At 41.6% G+C, this 25,058-nt stretch carries 10 protein-coding genes and 1 CRISPR repeat array; all 10 genes read left to right on the forward strand.

Annotated elements, in window-relative coordinates; translation table 11 throughout:
- The first annotated feature begins 30 nt into the window (after positions 1–30).
- Positions 31–4,563, forward strand: a complete 4,533-nt coding sequence (gene cas9 / locus EGI32_RS16515; RefSeq protein WP_255156459.1) for a type II CRISPR RNA-guided endonuclease Cas9 — start codon at positions 31–33, stop codon at positions 4,561–4,563.
- Entirely contained in the window at positions 4,560–5,456 is an 897-nt protein-coding gene (cas1, locus tag EGI32_RS16520) for a type II CRISPR-associated endonuclease Cas1 (protein WP_255156460.1), read from the forward strand. Before cas9 ends, cas1 begins: the two co-directional genes overlap by 4 nt.
- A gap of 51 nt (positions 5,457–5,507) precedes the next feature.
- Positions 5,508–5,813 carry a CRISPR-associated endonuclease Cas2 gene (gene cas2, locus EGI32_RS16525; RefSeq protein WP_255156461.1) on the forward strand — a complete coding sequence of 102 codons (306 nt, stop codon included), beginning with the start codon at positions 5,508–5,510 and terminating at the stop codon, positions 5,811–5,813.
- A gap of 2,016 nt (positions 5,814–7,829) precedes the next feature.
- A CRISPR array of direct repeats spans positions 7,830–10,261; the repeat unit is 47 nt; unit sequence GTTGTGTAAGAACTAAGTTAGTAAAAGTTTTGAAAGCAAATCACAAC.
- A 170-nt stretch (positions 10,262–10,431) separates the two neighbouring features.
- Positions 10,432–11,814 (forward strand): MFS transporter, encoded by a 1,383-nt coding sequence (locus EGI32_RS16530; protein WP_255156462.1) that lies wholly within the window; start codon positions 10,432–10,434, stop codon positions 11,812–11,814.
- A 51-nt stretch (positions 11,815–11,865) separates the two neighbouring features.
- Positions 11,866–13,710 (forward strand): glycoside hydrolase family 13 protein, encoded by a 1,845-nt coding sequence (locus tag EGI32_RS16535; RefSeq protein ID WP_255156463.1) that lies wholly within the window; start codon positions 11,866–11,868, stop codon positions 13,708–13,710.
- 241 nt (positions 13,711–13,951) lie between these two features.
- The gene (locus EGI32_RS16540) at positions 13,952–18,520 is read left to right on the forward strand and encodes an alpha-amylase family glycosyl hydrolase (RefSeq protein ID WP_255156464.1); all 4,569 of its coding nucleotides are present in this window, start codon (positions 13,952–13,954) and stop codon (positions 18,518–18,520) included.
- Positions 18,521–18,537: 17 nt separating this feature from the next.
- A complete protein-coding gene (locus tag EGI32_RS16545) occupies positions 18,538–19,275 on the forward strand; it encodes an NUDIX domain-containing protein (protein ID WP_255156465.1) in 738 nt (245 codons plus the stop codon).
- Between the two features lie 296 nt (positions 19,276–19,571).
- Positions 19,572–22,559, forward strand: a complete 2,988-nt coding sequence (locus EGI32_RS16550) for a SusC/RagA family TonB-linked outer membrane protein (protein WP_255156466.1) — start codon at positions 19,572–19,574, stop codon at positions 22,557–22,559.
- A gap of 18 nt (positions 22,560–22,577) precedes the next feature.
- Entirely contained in the window at positions 22,578–24,197 is a 1,620-nt protein-coding gene (locus tag EGI32_RS16555; protein WP_255156467.1) for a RagB/SusD family nutrient uptake outer membrane protein, read from the forward strand.
- A gap of 28 nt (positions 24,198–24,225) precedes the next feature.
- Positions 24,226–25,050 carry a SusE domain-containing protein gene (locus EGI32_RS16560; protein ID WP_255156468.1) on the forward strand — a complete coding sequence of 275 codons (825 nt, stop codon included), beginning with the start codon at positions 24,226–24,228 and terminating at the stop codon, positions 25,048–25,050.
- Positions 25,051–25,058: the final 8 nt, after the last annotated feature.

The raw sequence follows: 25,058 nt of genomic DNA on the forward strand, positions 1-25,058 counted from the left end.
TATAAATTAAAAGATTTAAAATAATGTTTTATGAAAAAAAATATTTTAGGCTTGGATCTGGGAACGAATAGCATTGGTTGGGCGTTAATTGAAAAAGATGACGAGAACGCTTATGGTAAAATTGTTTCGGCGGGGAGTCGTATCCTTCCAATGAGCCAAGACATTTTGGGAAAATTTGACAGCGGTATTTCCATTTCACAAACGGCCGAAAGAACTAATTTCCGTGGAATAAGAAGATTGAGAGAAAGGCATTTGCTTAGAAGAGAAAGGCTTCACAGAGTACTAAATATACTTAATTTCTTACCCGAACATTATGCTGCGCAAATTGATTTCGAAAAAAAATTAGGGCAATTTATTCCTGAAACCGAACCAAAACTTCCGTACCGCTTTGAAAAAGAAAATAATAAATCAGAGTTTCTTTTTAAAAACTCATTTAATGAAATGGTGAAAGATTTTTCTATTCATCAACCACAACTTTTAGAAAATGATAAACTTATACCATATGACTGGACCATATATTACTTGCGTAAAAAAGCCCTTACCGATAAAATAGAAAAGGAAGAGTTAGCATGGCTGTTGTTGCATTTTAATCAAAAAAGAGGCTATTATCAGTTGCGGGGTGAAGATGAGGAAGAAACTCCTAATAAATTAGTTGAATTTTATTCTTTAAAAGTTGTTGATGTAGTAGCCACTGATGATAAAAAAGGCGACGAGGTTTGGTACAATGTACATTTAGAAAATACCTGGATATACAGGCGTACCAGTAAAGTGTTTTTAGATTGGATTGGTAAAACAAAAGATTTTATTGTAACTACAGATATAAACGATGATGGATCTATAAAGACAGATAAAGAAGGTAAAGAAAAACGATCTTTTCGTGCTCCTGCAGAAAATGATTGGACATTAGTAAAAAAGAAAACCGAATTTGATATTGACAAAAGCCACAAAACTGTTGGTACATATATATACGATACACTCCTTCAAAAGCCTAATCAAAAGGTAAAAGGAAAACTGGTAAGAGTAATTGAAAGAAAGTTTTACAAGGCAGAACTGGAAATTATTTTAAAAACACAGCAGCAATATCACATAGAATTACAGGACAAGAATTTATATCAACTATGCCTGGAAGAATTGTATGAAAACAATGAAGGCCATCGCAATAGTATTGGCACTAAAGATTTTGTTCATTTATTTCTGAACGATATTATTTTTTATCAGCGGCCATTAAAAAGTAAAAAATCGCTGATAAGCAATTGCAAATTTGAAAGTCGTACTTACATAAAAGATGGGATAAAATATACAGAGCCTCTTAAATGTATTGCAGCATCTCATCCTTTATTTCAGGAATACCGGCTTTGGCAATGGTTACAAAATTTAAGAATTATTGAAAAAGAAACTGACAATATTGTTACAACACAATTTTTAAATACCGAAGAAGATTGGGCAAACTTATTTGAATGGCTAAATGAGAGAAAAGAAATTGACAACAAAGCACTCATCAGCTACTTGGCAAAACCATTAAAATTAAAAGCAAGTGACTACAGGTGGAATTATGTGTATGATGAAACAAATGACACGAAGAAATACCCTTGTAATGAAACGAAAGCACAAATAAAATCCCGACTTGCAAAATGTGAAAATATCCCAACGGACTTTTTAACGAAAGAAAAAGAAGAAGCGCTTTGGCATATCCTGTATTCTGTAGAAGATAAATTTGACATAGAGAAAGCCCTCAAGACATTCGCAGAAAAAAATTCTTTAGGGGATGACTTTGTTGAAAATTTCAAAAAGTTTCCACCTTTCAAAAAAGATTACGGTGCTTACTCTAGCAAAGCAATTAAAAAAATATTGCCGTTATTAAGAATTGGTAAATATTGGGATGAAAAGAATTTTCACCGACAAACTAAAGAGCGAGTTGAAAAATTAATGTCGGGAGAATATGACGACAGCATTAGAGACCGAGTAAGAGAAAAATCTATACAACTTACTAAAATTGAAGATTTTAGCGGATTGCCGCAATGGCTCGCCTCTTACATAGTTTACGACAGGCACTCTGAAGATGGCGAAATAAAAAAGTGGAAAATACCGGCTGATATAGAAAAACTGGAGCAGCATAGTTTAAGAAATCCAATAGTAGAGCAGGTAATAAATGAAACCCTGCAAGTAGTAAAATCAATATGGTTACAATATGGGAATGGCAAGGAAGATTTTTTTGACGAGATCCATATTGAGCTTGGGCGGGAAATGAAGAACCCTGCTGACAAACGCAGGCAAATGACGAACCAGATAAGTGAAAATGAAAACACCAACCTGCGCATGAAAGCTATGTTGATGGAACTTTTGAATGAAGGTGACGCAGAAAATGTACGCCCGTACTCACCCATGCAACAGGAAATATTGAAATTGTACGAAGAAGGGGTACTTAACGGTACTGAGCCCGTGGATGACGATATTTTGAAAATTTCTAAACAGCCTCAACCATCTTCTTCCGACCTAAAAAGATATATCCTTTGGCTTCAACAAAAGTATCGTTCGCCCTATACCGGTGAAATTATTCCTTTAAACAAGTTATTTACCAGAGAGTATGACATTGAACATATTATACCGCAATCAAGGTATTTTGACGATTCTCTAAGCAATAAAGTTATTTGTGAAACAGCCGTCAATAAAGATAAGGCTAATTTATTGGGTTATGAATATATAAAAAGCAATTACGGTAAAACAATTGAGTTGAGCAATGGCAGGAGTATTAAAATACTTACTGTAGATGCTTACGAAAAATTCATAAAGGAACATTACAGCAAAAGCAGGAGTAAAATGAAAAAGTTGTTGATGGATGAGATACCGGAAGCATTTATTCAAAGACAATTAAATGACAGCAGGTATATAAGCAAAGTAGTTAAAAATCTCATGAGCAATATTGTAAGAGAGCGTGACGAACAGGAAGCCATATCAAAAAAAGTAATAGCATCTAATGGTGCAATAACATCAATATTAAAACAAGACTGGGGATTAAATGATATTTGGAATGAATTGATAACACCCCGGTTTGAGCGACTAAACCAATTGACAAACAGTAAAAACTTTGGCGAGTGGACTAATAAAGAAGGCAAGCAGGTTTTTCAAACTCAAGTCCCTATCGAATTACAAAAAGGATTTAGTAAAAAAAGAATTGACCATAGACATCATGCGCTTGATGCTATTGTCATTGCGTGTGCCAGCCGGAACCATATTAATTACCTCAATAATGAAAGCGCTTTAGGCAAAGCCACAAAAGCAGAGAAAGACAAAAAACGTTATGATCTGAAACACAAACTATGTACTAAGAAATACAACTCTGGCAGTACGGAAAATTACAAATGGGTATTTAATAAACCCTGGGATACGTTTACGCAGGATGCAAAAAGTACCTTGAATGAGATTGTGGTAAGCTTTAAGCAAAATCTAAGAGTAATTAACAAAACGATTAATTATTATCAAGCCTGGAAAAAAGATGCAGAAGGGGTGTTGATCAAAGAATTAATAAAACAAACAAAAGGAGACAATTGGGCAGTGAGAAAGCCAATGCATAAGGATACAGTATCAGGATTAGTGAATCTTAGGTTTAAGAAAACTGTTCTGCTATCGGTAGCTGTAAATAATTGGCAAATGATTGTCGATAAAAGTTTACGATTAAAAATTAAAGAGTTGACGGAACATGAGGAAGATAAAAAGAAAGTGCTAAAGTTCTTTAAAGACATAAATAACATGTGGCTAGGTTCAGATGTATCCAAAGTTGAAATATTTTATTGGGATAAGGAAAATGTAGCTTCAAGAGTGAATATTGATGAAAGTTTTACATCAATAAGAATTAAAAGCATTACAGATACCGGCATACAGGCAATAATGCTAAACCATCTTAAAAAATTTAATGAAAATAAAAATGACAAAATTATAGAGCACCCCGAATTGGCCTTTAACTCGGATGGGTTAGACAAAATGAATAAATCTATACAAGAATTAAATGGAGGTAAACCACATTATCCTGTTTACAAGGCAAGAACATACGAACCGAAAGGCAATAAATTTAATGTAGGATATACTGGAAACAAGAAGGATAAATTTGTAGAAGCGGCCAAAGGCACTAATTTATTTTTTGCAATTTACGCAGATGAAAAAGGAAAAAGAAACTATGATACTGTCCCTTTAAATATTGCGATTGAGAGACAAAAACAAGGATTATTATCAGTCCCTGAAATTAATGAGGCAGGCAATAAACTAGTAATGCAACTGTCCCCAAATGATTTAGTGTATGTTCCATCAGCAGGAGAAAGTGAACAAAATGTGAAAATAGATTTTGAAAGCCTAAACAAAGAACAGAAAAAAAGGATTTACAAAATGGTAAGTTCATCAGGAAACCAGTGTTTTTTTATTCGTTTTGATATTGCTGCATCGATAGTTAATAAGTTTGAATTTTCAGCATTAAATAAAATGGAAAAGTCAATTGATAATTTAATGATTAAAGAATTTTGTATTAAGATAAAGGTAGATCGTATAGGAAATATTAAATCTGCTTTAACATGATCAAACGTACCCTATACTTCGGCAATCCCGCTTACCTCAAAACAAAAGACGAACAACTCGTTTTTCAAAGTGAAGATACCGGCGAGCTAAAAACTTTGCCCATAGAAGATATAGGTGTATTGATTCTGGATCATCAGCAACTCACCATCACGCAGGCGTTGATCGCAAAGCTTTTGGAAAACAATGTAGCCCTCATTACCTGCGACAACCGGCACCACCCTACCGGTATGCTGCTGAACCTGGATGGCAATAGCTTGCAAAGCAGAAAGTTTCAGGCGCAACTAGAAGCATCTCGTCCCTTGAAGAAACAGTTATGGCAACAAACAATCAGCGCAAAAATAGAAAACCAGGCATGTATGCTTGAAAGCGTACAGATTGGGGCGAAGAACTTACGCAACTGGTCGGTGGAGGTAAAAAGCGGCGATGCGGATAATCACGAAGCGATGGCCGCAGCCTATTACTGGAAGAATTTCTTTCCGATATTTCCAGAGTTCAGGCGTGATCCTGAAGGAGAACCTCCGAATAATTTACTGAATTATGGCTACGCTATCTTACGTGCAATAGTAGCGAGGAGCCTGGTATCAAGTGGCTTGTTGCCCACATTGGGGATTTTTCATAAAAATCAATACAATGCTTATTGCCTGGCCGATGATATCATGGAACCTTACAGGCCATTCGTTGACAAAGTGGTCTGGAACATTGTGCGCATGAATGGACGATACCTCGAACTTACTCCGGACATGAAAAAACAACTGTTGAGCGTTCCTGCCATGGATGTCAGGATCAATGAGGAGAAAAGCCCGCTGATGGTAGCCGTACAAAAAACGACAGCTTCTCTGGCAAAATGCTTTGAAGGGAAACAACGAAAGATACTTTATCCGGAATTTATATAGAACACTCCTTAACAAGGTTTAATGCAAAACCGCCTAAACGCATATAGAATTATGTGGGTACTTGTATTTTTCGATCTTCCGACCGAAACGGCAAAAGAGCGTAAGATTTATGCGCTTTTCCGTAAAAATATACTGAAGGACGGCTTCAATATGTTTCAATTCAGTATTTACATGCGTCATTGTGCCAGCCGTGAAAATGCTGAAGTTCATATAAAAAGGGTAAAAAAGATACTTCCTGAGAAGGGGCATGTAGGTATCATGTGCATTACCGACAAGCAATTTGGCATGATGGAGATCTTTCATGGGCATAAAACAGTGTCGGCCAATGCCCCCATTCAGCAATTAGAAATGTTTTAAATAATAAAAACAGGATTAAAAAACTGGGAGAAACCCCCATTTTTTAATCCTGTGAACTAACTTAGAATCAATACCAGCAATACTTTCAGCGATTCGTGTTGTGTAAGAACTAAGTTAGTAAAAGTTTTGAAAGCAAATCACAACACCGCCGGTGTTGCTGTTGTCGCCGTTGTTGTTGTGTAAGAACTAAGTTAGTAAAAGTTTTGAAAGCAAATCACAACTACGTGGTTCAAATGGCAATCGCCGGTGGTGTTGTGTAAGAACTAAGTTAGTAAAAGTTTTGAAAGCAAATCACAACAAGGCCGTGCCAGCATCGTTCGTAAAATAGGTTGTGTAAGAACTAAGTTAGTAAAAGTTTTGAAAGCAAATCACAACACAAAAAGCGAATGGCTAAGAAATCAGTATGTTGTGTAAGAACTAAGTTAGTAAAAGTTTTGAAAGCAAATCACAACATCGAATAAAAATTCCTTAAGTTTCATCTTGTTGTGTAAGAACTAAGTTAGTAAAAGTTTTGAAAGCAAATCACAACTCCAAGCCGGTCGTCGCGCCCTCGATCATTGTTGTGTAAGAACTAAGTTAGTAAAAGTTTTGAAAGCAAATCACAACACGGATAGCATTATTAAGCAAATAGCTTTTGTTGTGTAAGAACTAAGTTAGTAAAAGTTTTGAAAGCAAATCACAACTTACGCTTGCAAGCGTTATATATATAACTGTTGTGTAAGAACTAAGTTAGTAAAAGTTTTGAAAGCAAATCACAACCCATAGTAATAGGCAGCACAAAAGACACTGGTTGTGTAAGAACTAAGTTAGTAAAAGTTTTGAAAGCAAATCACAACGAGAACTGACGCCAATACAGTAACTTTAACGTTGTGTAAGAACTAAGTTAGTAAAAGTTTTGAAAGCAAATCACAACAGGATGTTGCCAATGCCAGCAAGATTTCTGTTGTGTAAGAACTAAGTTAGTAAAAGTTTTGAAAGCAAATCACAACGATGTACGATGCCAGCGACGCAATTAACCAGTTGTGTAAGAACTAAGTTAGTAAAAGTTTTGAAAGCAAATCACAACGGGCACCAGCGGCAAAGTTGATTGTTATGGTTGTGTAAGAACTAAGTTAGTAAAAGTTTTGAAAGCAAATCACAACAAGAGGGCGTCGGCGGGCTTACCGCCCAGGGTTGTGTAAGAACTAAGTTAGTAAAAGTTTTGAAAGCAAATCACAACCTACTCCGTGGCATGAGAAATTTTTCACGGTTGTGTAAGAACTAAGTTAGTAAAAGTTTTGAAAGCAAATCACAACATATGAGCGTTGACGTTTCAGGGGACAGGGGTTGTGTAAGAACTAAGTTAGTAAAAGTTTTGAAAGCAAATCACAACAGGTAGCGGCAGCAGCGGCAAGAGGTATTAGTTGTGTAAGAACTAAGTTAGTAAAAGTTTTGAAAGCAAATCACAACTCTATCAAAGCAAAACAAATAACAAAATTTGTTGTGTAAGAACTAAGTTAGTAAAAGTTTTGAAAGCAAATCACAACAGAAAATGAATAGTTATGGCAGAAGAAGAAGTTGTGTAAGAACTAAGTTAGTAAAAGTTTTGAAAGCAAATCACAACGGCGCTTTCCATATCTTCCCTGTAGCATCTGTTGTGTAAGAACTAAGTTAGTAAAAGTTTTGAAAGCAAATCACAACTGCAGATCTTGTGAACCCTGCACCTACTATGTTGTGTAAGAACTAAGTTAGTAAAAGTTTTGAAAGCAAATCACAACTGATAGGCGGCAGTCCTTGCCAGGGGTTCAGTTGTGTAAGAACTAAGTTAGTAAAAGTTTTGAAAGCAAATCACAACCGATGGACGTGGAGGGCGCGCAGGATAGTGTTGTGTAAGAACTAAGTTAGTAAAAGTTTTGAAAGCAAATCACAACAATCTTCCACGCGGTCAGGTACTTATCACGTTGTGTAAGAACTAAGTTAGTAAAAGTTTTGAAAGCAAATCACAACTAGATCTTCTTTTGAAAAATGCCAACCGGAGTTGTGTAAGAACTAAGTTAGTAAAAGTTTTGAAAGCAAATCACAACGCCGAAGGGTTAATATCGCCATTCGCCTGTGTTGTGTAAGAACTAAGTTAGTAAAAGTTTTGAAAGCAAATCACAACAGCATAAGAACGCAAGATAATTCGCTTTGGGTTGTGTAAGAACTAAGTTAGTAAAAGTTTTGAAAGCAAATCACAACAGCGGCTGCTACGTACGTGCCGAACTGAACGTTGTGTAAGAACTAAGTTAGTAAAAGTTTTGAAAGCAAATCACAACTACCGCACTGATAGCCGCCCGCTGGATGGCGTTGTGTAAGAACTAAGTTAGTAAAAGTTTTGAAAGCAAATCACAACCAGATCATCGCTTATGTTCAGGAAGAAGGGGTTGTGTAAGAACTAAGTTAGTAAAAGTTTTGAAAGCAAATCACAACATCTTTCACTTTGAGAAAGCCGGTGCCAGTGTTGTGTAAGAACTAAGTTAGTAAAAGTTTTGAAAGCAAATCACAACCCATTCACCTGAAGCCCCGCCACCGCCAAAGTTGTGTAAGAACTAAGTTAGTAAAAGTTTTGAAAGCAAATCACAACTGACAGACCAGGACCAGGCTTTACGCATTAGTTGTGTAAGAACTAAGTTAGTAAAAGTTTTGAAAGCAAATCACAACAAAATGGCAATTCAATCAGCTACCGTTAACGTTGTGTAAGAACTAAGTTAGTAAAAGTTTTGAAAGCAAATCACAACAACAACATCCTGTTTTTCCGCTTTCGATGCGTTGTGTAAGAACTAAGTTAGTAAAAGTTTTGAAAGCAAATCACAACGGGGTCGGAATCGTGCGGAAGGTCAGTTAAGTTGTGTAAGAACTAAGTTAGTAAAAGTTTTGAAAGCAAATCACAACTGCGGTAACATCATCGCAAAGGACTGCTGTGTTGTGTAAGAACTAAGTTAGTAAAAGTTTTGAAAGCAAATCACAACTATAGCCGAGCTTCTTTGCCATATCAGCTCGTTGTGTAAGAACTAAGTTAGTAAAAGTTTTGAAAGCAAATCACAACGTTTGAGTAGCTACTCATGATGGTTGGATTGTTGTGTAAGAACTAAGTTAGTAAAAGTTTTGAAAGCAAATCACAACAGTACCAGGGTGGTGAAAGGGGCGGTTTCTGTTGTGTAAGAACTAAGTTAGTAAAAGTTTTGAAAGCAAATCACAACACCATTTCTCACCGTCCTTAAAGATGTGAGGTTGTGTAAGAACTAAGTTAGTAAAAGTTTTGAAAGCAAATCACAACACGCTGCCATCGAACCTTTATAATTTAATTGTTGTGTAAGAACTAAGTTAGTAAAAGTTTTGAAAGCAAATCACAACCCTGAAGTACCAGTCGCTCCCTGTACTTCTGTTGTGTAAGAACTAAGTTAGTAAAAGTTTTGAAAGCAAATCACAACACCCGACACCCTTTTTGGTACCTGGTTAGCGTTGTGTAAGAACTAAGTTAGTAAAAGTTTTGAAAGCAAATCACAACTCCGGTGTTGTTGGTAACGACTCGAATGTGTTGTGTAAGAACTAAGTTAGTAAAAGTTTTGAAAGCAAATCACAACGAGATCATTAACGTTAAGTATCCTGGAATCGTTGTGTAAGAACTAAGTTAGTAAAAGTTTTGAAAGCAAATCACAACACAGGCCTTACCCAATATGCAACCGGTTTGTTGTGTAAGAACTAAGTTAGTAAAAGTTTTGAAAGCAAATCACAACCCAAGCCGGTCGTCGCGCCCTCGATCATTCGTTGTGTAAGAACTAAGTTAGTAAAAGTTTTGAAAGCAAATCACAACATTATTTAAATAGCAACCTTTCTGGCGTGTGTTGTGTAAGAACTAAGTTAGTAAAAGTTTTGAAAGCAAATCACAACGTGAAGATGGTTACTATAAAAAAGTCATTCGTTGTGTAAGAACTAAGTTAGTAAAAGTTTTGAAAGCAAATCACAACAGTTCCTTCAACAGTTCATCCCGTGCCCGCGTTGTGTAAGAACTAAGTTAGTAAAAGTTTTGAAAGCAAATCACAACGCGGTGAAGATCGGCTCAAAAGGCAGGTATGTTGTGTAAGAACTAAGTTAGTAAAAGTTTTGAAAGCAAATCACAACTTCGTCGAGCCATTCAATAGACGAAGCGAAGTTGTGTAAGAACTAAGTTAGTAAAAGTTTTGAAAGCAAATCACAACATCAACCCTGCTCCAAACTATTCCGATGGTGTTGTGTAAGAACTAAGTTAGTAAAAGTTTTGAAAGCAAATCACAACCGTAGCATAATGATTGACCATCCAAAGAAGGTTGTGTAAGAACTAAGTTAGTAAAAGTTTTGAAAGCAAATCACAACTCGGCCTTATAAAAGGTTATCTGGCCATAAGTTGTGTAAGAACTAAGTTAGTAAAAGTTTTGAAAGCAAATCACAACTACAGGAACGTGATGAACGTTCGCAAAATTGTCGCATAAGAAGTCAGTATCATATCAGGCGGAATGCTCCTATATATTAGAGAATTATCCACGCAAACTATGGATTCGGAATTTTATTGTACATTAGCATTGTGTACAAAATACACAACTAATTACTTTAAACGATTGCTATGTCAACAAACCTGTTTGGTAACAAACCGAAACTTTCCATTGCACAGATCATCAACATGAGCGTAGGCTTCTTCGGGATCCAGTTTGGCTGGGATCTGCAAAGGGCCAACATGGGGCGCATCTACGAAAATCTCGGTGCTAACCCTGATGAAATCCCTATTCTTTTTTTAGCGGCACCTTTGACAGGCCTGCTGGTTCAGCCGATCATCGGTTACCTCAGCGATCGCACATGGCACCCAAAATGGGGACGGCGCAGGCCATATTTTATGATCGGCGCCATAGTGAGTTCCATAGCATTGTTATTTATGCCACATAGCGGCACCATCTGGATGGCAGCAGGATTGCTTTGGATATTGGATGTATTCGGCAATATAGCCATGGAACCCTTTAGGGCATTTGTTACCGATAAATTACCGGATTCGCAGGTGAACCGTGGGTTTGTGATGCAAAGCCTCATGATCGGCCTCGGGGGAAGCGTGGCATCATCGCTGCCCTGGCTCATGAAAAATGTTTTTCATTTTACGAATACCGCTGCAGCAGGAGAAATACCTGAGAATGTGAAGGTCTCCTTTTATTTAGGTGCTTTCTTCTTTCTTTCCGCAGTTCTTTACACAGTATTTACTACCAAAGAATATCCACCTGCCGATACAGGTTTCAAAGAAAAAGTAAAAGAATCCAATAAAGGTTTTGGTGGTGGTGTAAAAGAAATATTTCACGCTTTATCCAATATGCCAAAACGAATGAAGATCATTTCGTTGGTACAATTTTTTACCTGGCCCGGACTTTTCCTGATGTGGTTTTATTATTCTACAGCCGTGGCCGTAAACGTTTTTGGTGGAAAAGATGCCAGCGATCCGGTTTATGCGGAAGGAGCAGATTTTGGCAGCCTTACACTGGCATATTATAGTGTGGTCACTTTCGTATTCGCTTTCATTTTGCCTACTATCGCTGATAACCTTGGCCGTAAGCTTACACATGCCCTTTGTCTGCTTTGTGGCGCTGCAGGCCTTATCAGTGTTGCATTCGTACACGATAAGTATATGCTTTATGTGTGTATGACCGGGATTGGCATAGCCTGGTCGAGCATACTTTCGATGCCTTATGCAATGCTGAGCGGAGTATTGCCGAGAGACAAGGTTGGGATTTATATGGGCATTTTCAATTTCTTTATCGTATTGCCTGAGATCATTGCCTCGCTTGGTTTTGGCTGGCTAATGAGAAATGTGTTGAATAACGACCGACTGCTGGCGGTGCAGATCGGTGGTGTATTGATGGTCATCGCGGCCATCATCTGCTATTTATTTATCAACGAGAAAAAAGACAATGCAGAAGATGCTTTACTGGCCGCAAAACTCGAGATTGAAAACGAAAGGCCGGTTTAAAAAGAGCACGCTTTAGCGGTAACAACAACTTAACTGACCAAAAAAATATTCATGAAAAAATATTTATTACTGCCCATCCTTTCATTGCTTGCAAATAATCTTTTCGCACAAAACATCTCCCTCTACCCTACCAACTGGTGGACCGGGATGAAATGGAATAAAGTGCAGATACTCGTGCATGGCAGCGGCGAAAAATTCAACGCACAAAATGTGACGCTGAATTACCCGGGCGTTACACTTACAAAAATAAACAGGCTCGAAAACCCTAATTATTACGCATTGGATGTAACCATTTCGACTGCGGCAAAACCCGGGATCGTGAAAATAAATTTCAGCGGCAGCGGAAAAAATACCACGCTCGACTGGCCGCTGGAAAAACGCCGCGAAGGCCCGGGCAAAAAATTTGCGCAAGGCGTTACTTCCGCCGACCTGGTTTACCTGCTGATGCCCGACCGCTTCAGCAATGGCGACGAAAGCAACGACAGGGTCGCCGGCATGAAAGATCAGTCGCTCGACAGGGATTCGATGTATCACCGCCATGGCGGCGACTTACAGGGCGTGATCAATCACCTGGATTATTTGCAGGATCTTGGCGTGACCACTGTATGGATGACACCAGTGCTGGAAAATGATATGCCAAGAAGAACAGAACATGGCTACGCGATCACCGATCATTATAAAGTAGAACCAAGATTGGGCGGCAACGCTGCTTATAAAAAACTGAGTGATGCATTGCATGCAAAGGGTATGAAACTCATGCAGGATGCGGTGTATAATCATGTGGGCTTGTACCATTTTACGGTAGTAGACAAACCAATGAAAGATTGGTTGAACGAATGGCCGAAGTTTACGCAGACGACTTATAAAGACCAGGTACTGTTTGATCCGCATGCGGCGCCTTCGCAGGTAAAACAAATGAGCGACGGATGGTTCACCAACGAAATGCCGGATATGAACGAGCGCAATCCCTTCGTAGCCAACTTTCTCATACAAAATGCTATCTGGAGCGTAGAAGAATTTGGTGTGGACGGATGGAGGATCGATACCTACCCTTACAACGACCTGCCTTTTATGAACCGCTGCAACAAAGCACTGTATGATGAATACCCATCCATCACATTGTTTGGGGAAACATGGGTACACGGCGTGCCCAACCAGAGTTATTTCTGCCAGAATAATTACAACATCCCTTTCAAAAGCAACCTGCAGGCAACCACCGATTTTCAGTTGTTGTTCTATGGCATCACCCCTACGGTAAACGATAAGTTTGGCTGGACAGATGGTGTAAATAAGCTCTACACTGTGGCTGCACAGGATTTCGTGTACAAGGACCCGATGCGCCAGGTGATTTTCTTAGACAACCACGATCTGCCTAGATTTTATTCGGTGGTAGGCGAAGACACTACCAAATACAAAATAGCACTCTCCTGGTTGCTCACTTTCCGCGGGGTACCACAGATGTATTATGGTATGGAAAACCTCATGACCGGTTTCACCAATCCTGATGGGCTGGTACGCTCCGATTTCATGGGCGGCTGGAAAAACGACAAGCTCAATAAATTTACGGCGGCCGGCAGGACAAATAAAGAGAACAGCATTTTCAATCACATCCGCACACTCGCCAACTTCAGAAAAAATTCATCGGCCATCCAAACCGGAAAGCTGATGCAATATTCTCCGGATGATGGGCTGTACGTATACTTCAGGTACGACGACAAACAGACGGTCATGTGTGTAATGAACACCGCTGAAAAGGAAAAAGAAGTCGATCTTAATAAATATGCTGAAAGAACCGATGGTTTCAGAACCGCTATCGATGTATTGAACGGAGAACTGAGAGGGAAGAAATTCAATATTCCGGCGAAGCAGATGTATGTACTGGAATTGAAAAAGTGATGATTACACGAATTGAAACGAATTACACGAATCAGCTAAGATAGACCATAAAAGGGCAGGTAATATATAGATAAGGTCTTTCATATTACCTTTCATTGGATTATTATATGCTTTTTCCTTTACCCTTCGCTAATTCGTGTAATTCGCGAAAATTCGTGCAATCTGTATTTTAAAAAGTGGATATTTTATTACCCCGCAATTAAAATAATGTGTTAGATTTACACATTAAATTAACTTGCTGATGAAAAGTCTTTCGATTGCTATCGCATGCGTGCTAGTATCCTTCGTAGCTCATGCGCAACGCCTGCTGGTAACCACACCAGAATTTCCAACCGATGCCGCTTCTGTTACTATAAGTGTGGATTGTAATAAAGGCAACAAAGGATTGCTGAATTACCAGGGCGGAAGTTCCAACAACGTTTTTGTACATGTGGGGGTTATCACCAACCTGAGCACAGGCCCTACAGACTGGAAATACACCAGGTTTACCTGGGGTTCCACCGATGCCGCTGCAAAAGCTACGGTAGACGGCGCGAACCTTTATTCGTACACAATTGCCAACCCGCGTACATTTTTCGGAGTACCCGTAGGCGAAACGATCCAGAAGATCACCATCATTTTCCGGAATGGAGATGGTTCTTTAAAACAGGTAAATTCTGATGGCAGCGATATGTATGTACCTGTTTACCCGGCCGGGCAATATGCCATCAAAATGATACTTCCTCCGTCGGAACCACGGTTCGTTCCATGGCTGGAGCCTATCACAGCAAGTGTTGGTTCTACCATCGCGTTCAAAGCCGCGGCTTCCCAGCCATCAAATCTTTCCTTGAATTTCAACGGTACCCAGGTAGCGACTGCCGTTCCTCCAAAAGATACCATCGGCGTTCAGCAGACTATCACGGTGGCCTGCGAACAAAAGATGATCGTGACGGGCACGGCAGGTTCCAATACAGCAAAAGATTCGACCGTATTCAATGTAGCAAATCCCGTGAACGTAGCGGCATTGCCCGCAGGTGTTCAGGAGGGTATAAATTATCTTTCCGGAAATACATCTGCTACACTTGTTTTATTTGCCCCTGGAAAAACAACCGTTTCCCTCATCGGCGATTTCAACAACTGGTCAGCATCCTGCACCAGCCAGATGAATAAAACACCGGATGGAAATTATTGGTGGGCAACCGTTACAGGCCTTACTCCGGGAACGGAATACGGCTTCCAATACCTGGTGGATAATACCATAAGGATTGCAGACCCATATACACAAAAAGTACTTGACCCCAACAACGACCAGTTCATCAACGCCGTTACCTACCCTAACCTGAAGCCTTATCCAACCGGGCTTACAACAGATGTGGTGGGTATACTTCAGACTGCAGAACCACAGTATACCTGGCAGACGACCACGTACACGAAGCCCGATAAAAAGAACCTGATGATCTATGAATTGCTGATCAGGGATTTTACTGCGGAACATAGTTATCAATCGCTGATAGATTCATTTCAGTATTTCAAAAATCTTGGTATCAATGCCATCGAGCTGATGCCGGTGAACGAATTTACAGGCAATGAAAGCTGGGGGTATAACCCAACTTATTATTTTGCGCCGGATAAATATTACGGTACAAAAAACAAGCTGAAAGAATTCGTTGATAAATGCCACGCCAATGGTATAGCCGTATTACTTGATGTGGTATACAACCAACTGGATAACGGTGCACCGCAGGCGAAATTATATTGGGATGCTGCCAACAACAGGCCTGCTGCCAACAACCCATGGATGAACATTTCGGCACCGCATCCCTACAGCGTTTTCAACGACCTCAACCATACATCTACCGCTACGCAATACCTTGTAAAACGTGCGCTGGATTTCTGGATAACCGAATACAAAATTGATGGTTACAGGATGGACCTTGCCAAAGGATTTACACAAACCGCCACCAACACAACTACAGTAGAAAATTACGATGCATCCCGTGTTGCAAATCTCAACAGGTACTATGACGCCACCATCGCCGCTCACCCGGATGCATACATGATCCTCGAATTTTTGGGAACATTACCTAGCCAGGAAGAACAGGAATATGCTGCCCATGGATTCATGCTTTGGGGAAATAACAATTTCCGTTACAACCAGGTAACGATGGGCTTTGCAGACAACTCAGACATTTCACCGATCGCATATAGCAGCCCATCGAGAGCTTATAACAATCCTGCATCAGTAGGTTATATGGAAAGCCACGATGAAGAAAGGACGATGTATAAAAATCTCCAGTTCGGAAACGTAAGCGGCTCCTACAATGTAAAAAATCTCGCTACCGCGTTGGCAAGGGAAGAAGCTGCCGCAACGGTTTTCTTCACTGTACCAGGCCCTAAAATGATCTGGCAGTTTGAAGAAAGAGGATATGATATCCCGCTCACATTCGGCGGATCGAATGTGGCCAACAAACCCCCTCATTGGGAATATATGAATGATGCAAACCGCAGGCATTTGTATGATACTTACAAAAGCATCATCGATCTCCGGTTGAATAATCCTGCAATCTTCAACAACACTTCTTTCACGTATGATTTTGGCAGCGGACTTGTAAAAGTTTTCCAGATAGCCGATCCTTCGGCAACGGGAAGAAAAGTGACTGTGGTGGCCAATATGGATGTGGTGCCACAAACAAAATCTGTTACATTTCAATCCACAGGTGATTGGGTAAATTACATCAGCAATGGTACGGGTACAGCCATCAACGGCACTACCAGTACAACTTTCAACCTTTCATCCACAACACAATCGATCACTTTACAACCAGGCGAATACCACATTTATATGTCGGCCGTACCTTGTAATACAGCGGCTCCGACAGTGACCACACCGGTAAATATTTGCCAGAATGCAACGGCTATCCCGCTGACTGCCACAGGAACAGGGTTGCTTTGGTACACCAGCTCCACAGGCGGAACCGGGTCTGCAACAGCCCCGACTCCTGCAACAGGAACAGTTGGAAGCACCACTTATTATGTGAGCCAGACGGCAGGCTGCGAAGGCCCAAGAGCCGCCATCGTGGTAAACATCACCGCATTGCCTGCAGCACCAACAGCTACCACGCCGGTAAGTTATTGCCTCAATGCTACAGCAGCACCGCTGACCGCAACGGGTACCAACCTTTTGTGGTACACAGGATCAACAGGCGGAACGGGTTCTGCAACAGCGCCCACTCCATCTACCACCACCATCGGTAATACCCTCTATTATGTAAGCCAGACTCCCGGCACTTGTGAAAGTCCGCGTACAGCCATTACCGTTACCATCACTGCAGGTACGCCTGCACCAACTGTAACTACTCCGGTAAATTATTGCCTGAATGCTACGGCAGTTCCGCTGACCGCAACAGGCACAGCCTTGCTGTGGTATACCGGCCCAACTGGTGGTACAGGTTCAGCAACAGCGCCTACTCCACTCACAACAACAGCAGGTAATACCACATATTATGTGAGCCAGACCCAAAGCTGCGGCGAAAGCCCAAGAGCAGCTATTGTTGTAACAGTAAACCCGGCGGTAACTTTCACGGTTGCCACCACACCCGCAGGCTGTGGCAATAACGCCGGCACGATCACCATTACCACTACATCCGGCACCACACCATTCAACTACACACTCAATGGCGGCCCTGCACAGGCTTCGAATATCTTCACCGGACTTGCAAGCGGCAATCACATCGTTGTTGTAACCGATTCAAAAGGTTGCAGCAGCACCGTAACGGTAACCATCGCCGGAGCAACAATACCTGCAGCTCCCACCGTAACGGCTACCCAGACTTATTGCCAGAATGCTACTGCAAGCCCGCTGACCGCAACAGGTACAAACCTGCTGTGGTACACCACTGCAACCGGCGGAACAGGAACCGCAACAGCTCCTACTCCATCTACGGCTAATGCAGGCACTACCAGTTATTATGTATCACAATCAAATGGCACCTGCGAAAGCCCGAGAGCAATGATCACTGTTACAGTGAATCCATTGCCGGGAACACCTGCCGTAACTTCACCGGTTACCTATTGCCAGAATACTATCGCCACTGCATTACAGGCTACAGGCAACAGCCTGCTATGGTATACCACAGCTACTGGTGGCACGGGTACTTCAACAGCCATCATACCCGCTACCAACACAAGCGGTACTACCAGTTATTATGTATCGCAAAGCAACAGTTGTGGCGAAGGCCCGCGTACTATGATACAGGTAAATGTAAATGCAACACCTGCCGCACCATCAGGATTGAATGTCACCAACATCGGCAATGGCTCCGCAACACTTAACTGGAACGGACAGGCTGGTAATTTTTACACGGTAGAATACAAAGCGGAAAATACAGCCGGTTGGACAACTGCGGGCACAGGTATCACCAACAACAATATCGTGCTGGGCAATCTTACCCAGGGGATCACCTATCAATGGAGGGTAAGTGCCAATTGCAGCGCAACCAACAGTGGCGTGTATACGCAAAGCACATTTGCCACCGCTTCGAGGAACAATACCATCCTCAACCTGAGGGACGGTATCGGAATAAAAATATCACCAAACCCGGTTCACTCAAGCGCCATCATCGATTACAGCGTGAGCGGATATGGCCAGGTGATCATTTCGATCGTAAGCGCCAAAGGCGAAAGGGTGAAAGTATTGATGAACACAGCGAAAGTTTCCGGACAGCATTATCTGAATATCACCAATGAATTCAATAACTTGTCGGCAGGAACATATTTCCTGAGGGTTCAGCAGAATAAAAAAGAAAACTACATCGCATTTGTAAAACAATAATTCAACACCATAGAGAGATGATGGAATTAGAAAGTAAATTATCGCAGAGCGAAAAAAGTATCCTGACCATTCAGTCGGAAGTGCAGAATACCAACCGCATCGCATTATCAGTGGATTGTGTGATCTTCGGTTTCGATGAAAACAAGCTTAAAGTGCTCCTGATCCGGAGCGATCTGAAAAAATATAAAGGAAAATGGTCGTTGCTGGGCGATCTTATCAAGCCGGCGGAAGACCTGGACAAATCGGCCTACAGGATATTGCAGCAGCGTACCGGGCTGGATGACATCTACCTGGAGCAGGTGCATACTTTTGGCGAGATAAAACGCCATCCGGCCGGCCGTGTGATCACGGTAGCCTATTATTCCCTGATCAATATCCAGCACCACAAGCTGAAGATCTACGATAACGAACTGCACTGGCATGATGTAAAAAATGTGACCGACCTGGCATTCGACCATCAGGAGATCTTCGATACGTGTTACAAACGTTTGCAAAAAAGGATACTCGAACATCCATTGGGTTTCAATTTGTTACCCAAAAAATTCTCCCTCCGGGAATTACAAAACCTCTACGAATCCATCCTCGATACCAAGATGGACAGGCGCAATTTCCGTAAGAAATTTTTCTCGATGGACCTGCTGACCGATCTCAATGAAATGGAACAGGATGTACCCCACCGTCCGGGCAAATTGTACCAGTTCAATTTCAAAAAATACGAGAAGAAAAAGAAAACCTGGATAGGGATTGACTTTTAATGTGAATGCAGCTATTACTGAGTTTCATGGCTCTTTTACGAGAAGGTTTTAATAAGGATGCTGGATGCTTGTCGCTGGATATCAACGCGTAGAAGTGCAGGAAGCTTGACAATTTCGACGTTCCGGCAACCCGCATCTGGCATCCGGCATCGGCTTTCTCAAATTAAGTGGATAAATTCTTTAACAATTTATTTATATATTATAAAAAGTGTTTAATATTGTGTACTTTTTACACACTGCTTATTGTGTAAAAAGTACACGCTTGTTTCCTTAATAAAAACGATAATGATTGCATTATGAAAAAAACGACAATTACCAAAATTGTAACTGTTGCTATGCTGTTTATCCTGGCCTCAGTATCAGCATTAGCGCAAAGAGTGGTTACCGGTAAGGTAACAAACTCCAAAGATGGTTCCGCCGTAGCCGGTGTTACGGTTACAATAAAAGGAACTAAAAATTCCGTTCAGACAAATTCAGATGGTACTTACAGGATCGACGCTCCTGCCAATGCCCGCCTCGTGTTCTCTTCTGTGGGCTTTACTACGCAGGAATCTGCCGCGAACGACAATGGAAGTATCACCCTGGTGGAAGCCACTAACCGCCTCGAAGACGTGGTAGTGGTAGCCTATGGCATCCGTAAGAAATCCGACCTTACAGGTTCGGTGACATCTGTTGGTGTAAAGGATTTCCAGAAAGGGAATATCAACTCTACCGAGCAATTGCTCGTGGGTAAAGTTGCCGGTCTGGAAGTAACTACCGGCGGCGGTGCTGCTGGTGGTGGAAGCCGTATCCGTATTAGGGGTGGCGCATCGCTCAATGCTTCCAATGATCCGTTGGTGGTGATCGATGGTGTCCCTGTAGAAGGAAATGGAATTTCCGGTGGCCCAAATATCCTGGGTACTATCAACCCGGACGATATTGAATCCATCAGTATTCTCAAAGATGCATCGGCCACAGCATTATACGGGTCGCGGGCATCCAATGGGGTACTTCTGGTAACCACAAAAAAAGGGCGCAGCGGCAAGATACTTTTCAACTTCAATACTAAATTATCGATTGGGCATATTGGCGATAAAGTAGATGTACTCACGGGCGACCAGATCCGTGCAGCCATTACTGCAGATGCGACAGCAACAGGCAACAATACTTATTTAAATAAATTAGGTACGGCCAATACCAACTGGCAGGACCTTATTTACCAGGATGCTTTTGGCGCCGACAATAACCTGAGCGCTTCAGGGGCATTCAAAGCAGGCAAGAACTCAATCCCTTTCCGGGCTTCTCTGGGTTATTTGAACCAGGAAGGAACTTTGAAAACAAACCAGTTCGACAGGGTCAGCACTTCTTTGAACCTGAATCCTAAATTTTTTGACGATCATCTGGCGGTAAATATCGCGGCTAAATATTCGCATATTAAAAACGTATTCGCTGATGAGGGCGCTATCGGTAGTGCAGTAAACTTTGATCCTACTCAAGCACCGTACGATGCTGCCAATAAATATGGCGGTTACTTTCAGTGGCTGAACGGAAGTGGTGTCCCGATCAATACTAACGGGCCATCCATCGCCCCCAACCCACTTGACCAACTTTACCTGCGGGATAACCAATCAAACGTGAATCGTTTTATCGGTAATGCCCAGCTTGATTATAAGCTCCATTTTCTGCCCGACCTGCATCTCTTATTAAATATGGGTATCGACAGGACAATTGGTAAAGGAACAGACCGTGTAGATTCAACTTCTGTTACAGCCTACCATACAAAAGGGCGTTATGGGCAGTACGAACAACGCAAAACAAATAAACTGTTTGATGCATCCGTTTTATATGCCAAGGAAATAAGCAAAGATTTCAGGTTCGACCTCCTGGCGGGTTATACGTACCAGACATTCAGGACAGAAGACGTAGGCTTTTACGCATTTACGCCGCAGGGAGATACTATTCCTGGTACAAAACCGGCAGCTGAATTATTTCCAAACGAATTCCGTCTGGAGTCTTATCTCAGTCGTATCAATGCAACTTTTTTCAACAAATACCTGCTGACCGCCTCTATCCGTCGTGATGCGAGCTCTAAATTTTCTCCCGAAAACCGTGTGGGTTATTTCCCTTCAGTAGCACTGGCATGGAAGCTGAAAGAGGATTTTTTCAGTAAAGTAAGGGTGATGAGCGACCTGAAGCTACGCCTTGGTTATGGTAAAACCGGTAACCAGGATGGCATCGGTTACTATTCTTATCTCTCCCGTTACAACAGAAGTACCGAAACCGCTCAATACCAGTTTGGAAGTAATTTTTACAGCTTTCTCCGCCCATCTGCCTACGTGAGAGACCTGAAATGGGAAACTACCGAGACCTATAATGCAGGGCTGGATTTTGGTTTTCTTAATAATCGCATAACAGGTTCGGTTGATGTTTATAAAAAGAAAACTTCCGATCTTTTAAGCACTGTGCCGATAGCACCTGGTGCTAATTTCGACATCTCTATTACTACTAACGTGGGGAATGTAGAAAATAATGGTGTGGAATTTTCTATTAACACTAACCCGATCCGCAGTAAAGATTTTAACTGGGACCTCGGTTTCAATTTTACTTATAATAAATCCGAGATCACCAACCTGCTGAAAAACCCGGATCCTAATTTCAAGGGCATTACGGTAGGTGGAATTGCAGGTGCTACCGGCAACTCTATCAACAGGTTTGCCGTAGGATACAGCCCGTATGTTTTTTATGTTTTCAAACAAGTGTATGATGTAGCTGGAAAGCCAATTGAAGGTTTGTATGAAGATATCGACAGGAATGGCATAATAGATGAAAATGATAAATATTATTACAAAAAACCTGCAGCGGATGTGTTGTTAGGATTCAATACCCAGCTGACCTATAAAAAATTCTCGCTTGGTATCGCAGGCCACGGTGCATTTGGAAACTATGTTTACAATAACCTGAATTCTAATAACGGAATACTTGCGAACGTTCGCGATCCGTTGGGAATTATCCGCAATGCAACTACCGATTTCCTGGAAACCAATTTCAAGCTTAGAAACGTATATTCAGATTATTATTTGGAGAACGCTTCATTCTTCCGGATAGACAATATCAACTTCGGTTATAATTTTGGACGTATTATCCGCAATAAAGCAAACCTGCGTTTATCGGCAAACATTCAAAACGTGCATACGTTCACAAAATATACCGGTTTGGATCCTGAAAACTCAAGTAATCTCGGTGTCGACAATGCCATTTATCCACGTCCAAGAATTTACACCATTGGTGCAAGTCTTGATTTTTAACGTAAAAAAATAATTGTGATGAAAAATAACATCTTTAAAATAACTTCCACGCTCATGGCGGCAGCTATGCTGTTTACTTCGTGCGCAAAAAATCTGGATCTTTTTCCTGCAAATGATCTCACCGGCGAACAGGTTTACTCGACCCCGGCAGGATATAAAAGCATTCTGGCAAAAATTTATGGCACCCTGGCTATTTCCGGTAACCAGGGCCCCGCGGGAAGCCCCGATATAGGCGGCGGGCTGGATGAAGGTTCACAGGTAGGTTTTATCAGGGCATTTTTTAATCTCCAGGAATTACCAACCGATGAGGCAGTAGTAGCCTGGGATGACCAGACTATAAAGAATTTCCATAATCTTAACTGGAATAGTTCAGATCCATTCATACTCGGAATGTACGCTCGCCCTATCTATAACATTACATTGATCAATGAATATCTCAGGCAGGCTACAGATGAAAACCTTACCAAAAACAATATCACCGGTGCAGATGCCGAAGACATCAAAAAATCACGCGCCGAGGCGAGGTTCATGAGGGCATTCAATTACTGGGTAATGATCGACCTGTTTGGTAAATCAACCTTCATAACTGAAGCTGATGGAGTAGGAACATTCCTGCCAGGCGAAAAATCAAGAGCCGAACTGTTCACTTATGTTGAATCAGAGTTGCTGGCCATTCAAAATGACCTTTCTCCTGTTAAAACTGCAGAATATGGTCGTGTAGACCAGGGTGCATGCTGGGGTTTGCTGGCAAGATTATACCTCAATGCAAAAGTTTACACAGGCGCAGACAAATACACCGAAGCGATTACTTTTTCCAAGAAAGTGATCGGCGGCGGATACTCATTGAGTCCGCGTTATGCTACCCTGTTCATGGCCGATAATGACAAACAGAAAAACGAGTTTATTTTTACCGCAAACTGTGATGGTTTAAGAACACAAGGGTTTGGTAATACTTCCTTTTTCATCCATGCTCCGGCAGGTGGAGACAATGCAGATTATGGCGCTTCAGGTGGATGGGCCGGATACCGTGCGACTAAAGGGCTCGCTGACCTGTTTCCAAGAGACGGCAGCAGCAACGTAGACTCTATGCAAGATAAGCGGGCAGCGCATTTTTACACCTCTACCCGCAAACCTACACCTGCCCAGATAGCAGTAACGAACATAGGCGATTTTAGCACGGGTATGGCAGTAAGGAAATACGTTAATAAACGATTAGACGGTCAACCTGTATCTGACGTAACCCTCGCCTATTCCGATATCGATTTTCCACTGATGCGCCTGCCGGAAATGTATCTGATTTACGCCGAAGCAGTACTTCGTGGTGGCACAGGCGGCGATGCGGCTACAGCTTTAAGCTACGTAAACCTGATCAGGGCACGTGCTTCGGCTACTCCGTTTTTGCAATCTGATCTTACTTTACAAAGCATCCTGGACGAAAGGGGCCGCGAATTGTTCTGGGAAGGACACCGCAGGACCGACCTCATCCGCTACGGATTACTCACCACCGGCACTTACTTATGGCCATGGAAAGGCGGAGTTGCTTCAGGAACCGCGGTGGATGCAAAATTCAATATTTACCCGATTCCTGCATCCAACAGGAGCTCTAATCCTAACCTGTCTCAAAACGATGGTTACTAATCTATAAACAGTATAAAATACTCATACAATGAAACAGTTAACAAAAAATCTGGCAATCATCCTGCTGTCAGCACTGGCATTTACAGCCTGTAAAAAGGATGAAAACAAAGTGATTTTTGAAGGCCCTGCACAGCCGCTGAAGTTGGTTTCCAGTTTGGCTTCCCCTTCAACCGTAGTACTTAATATCATCAATAAAGCCAACACGCTGATGGCATTCAGCTGGAATAATCCGGAATACCGGCTCAACACAGGTGTAAGTTCACAGGATGTAACCTATACATTACAAGTCGATACTACCGGTAGCAACTTTACCGGCAAGAACATCCAGGAAAAATCGATCTCCAAAGAATTGTCAACCAACGTTACAGTAGGCGAAATGAATGCCTTTTTGTTAAGTATGGAACTGGCATTTGATGTGCCCCACAATGTGGAGATCAGACTGAAGGCCTCCCTTTCAGGCGGCGCCGTTCCTACATATTCAAATGTGCTGAAATACACAATCACACCCTATCTTGATGTAAAATACGCGGTGCCTGCCAACCTTTATATAACAGGTAACGCTACGCCGAGTGATTGGACAAATAGCCCCCCGGCTCCGCAGAAATTTACCAAGATAAATGCTTACACATTTGAAGTGACGATTCCCCTGATCGCCAACAATTCCTACCTGTTCCTGGATGTCTTTGGCAGTTGGGATTATAAACACGGGTATGATGGCAGCAACAATAACAACAATACCATGGGCGATAATTTCAAACCGGGAGGTGGCGATATGAAAGCCCCGGCTGAATCCGGAACCTACAGGATCACAGTAGATTTCAAAACCGGGAAATTTACGCTCGTAAAAATTTAAGATTGCAA

Origin of the sequence: Ferruginibacter sp. HRS2-29 (assembly GCF_024343615.1) — a bacterium.
In the GTDB taxonomy this organism is placed as follows: Bacteria; Bacteroidota; Bacteroidia; order Chitinophagales; family Chitinophagaceae; genus Ferruginibacter.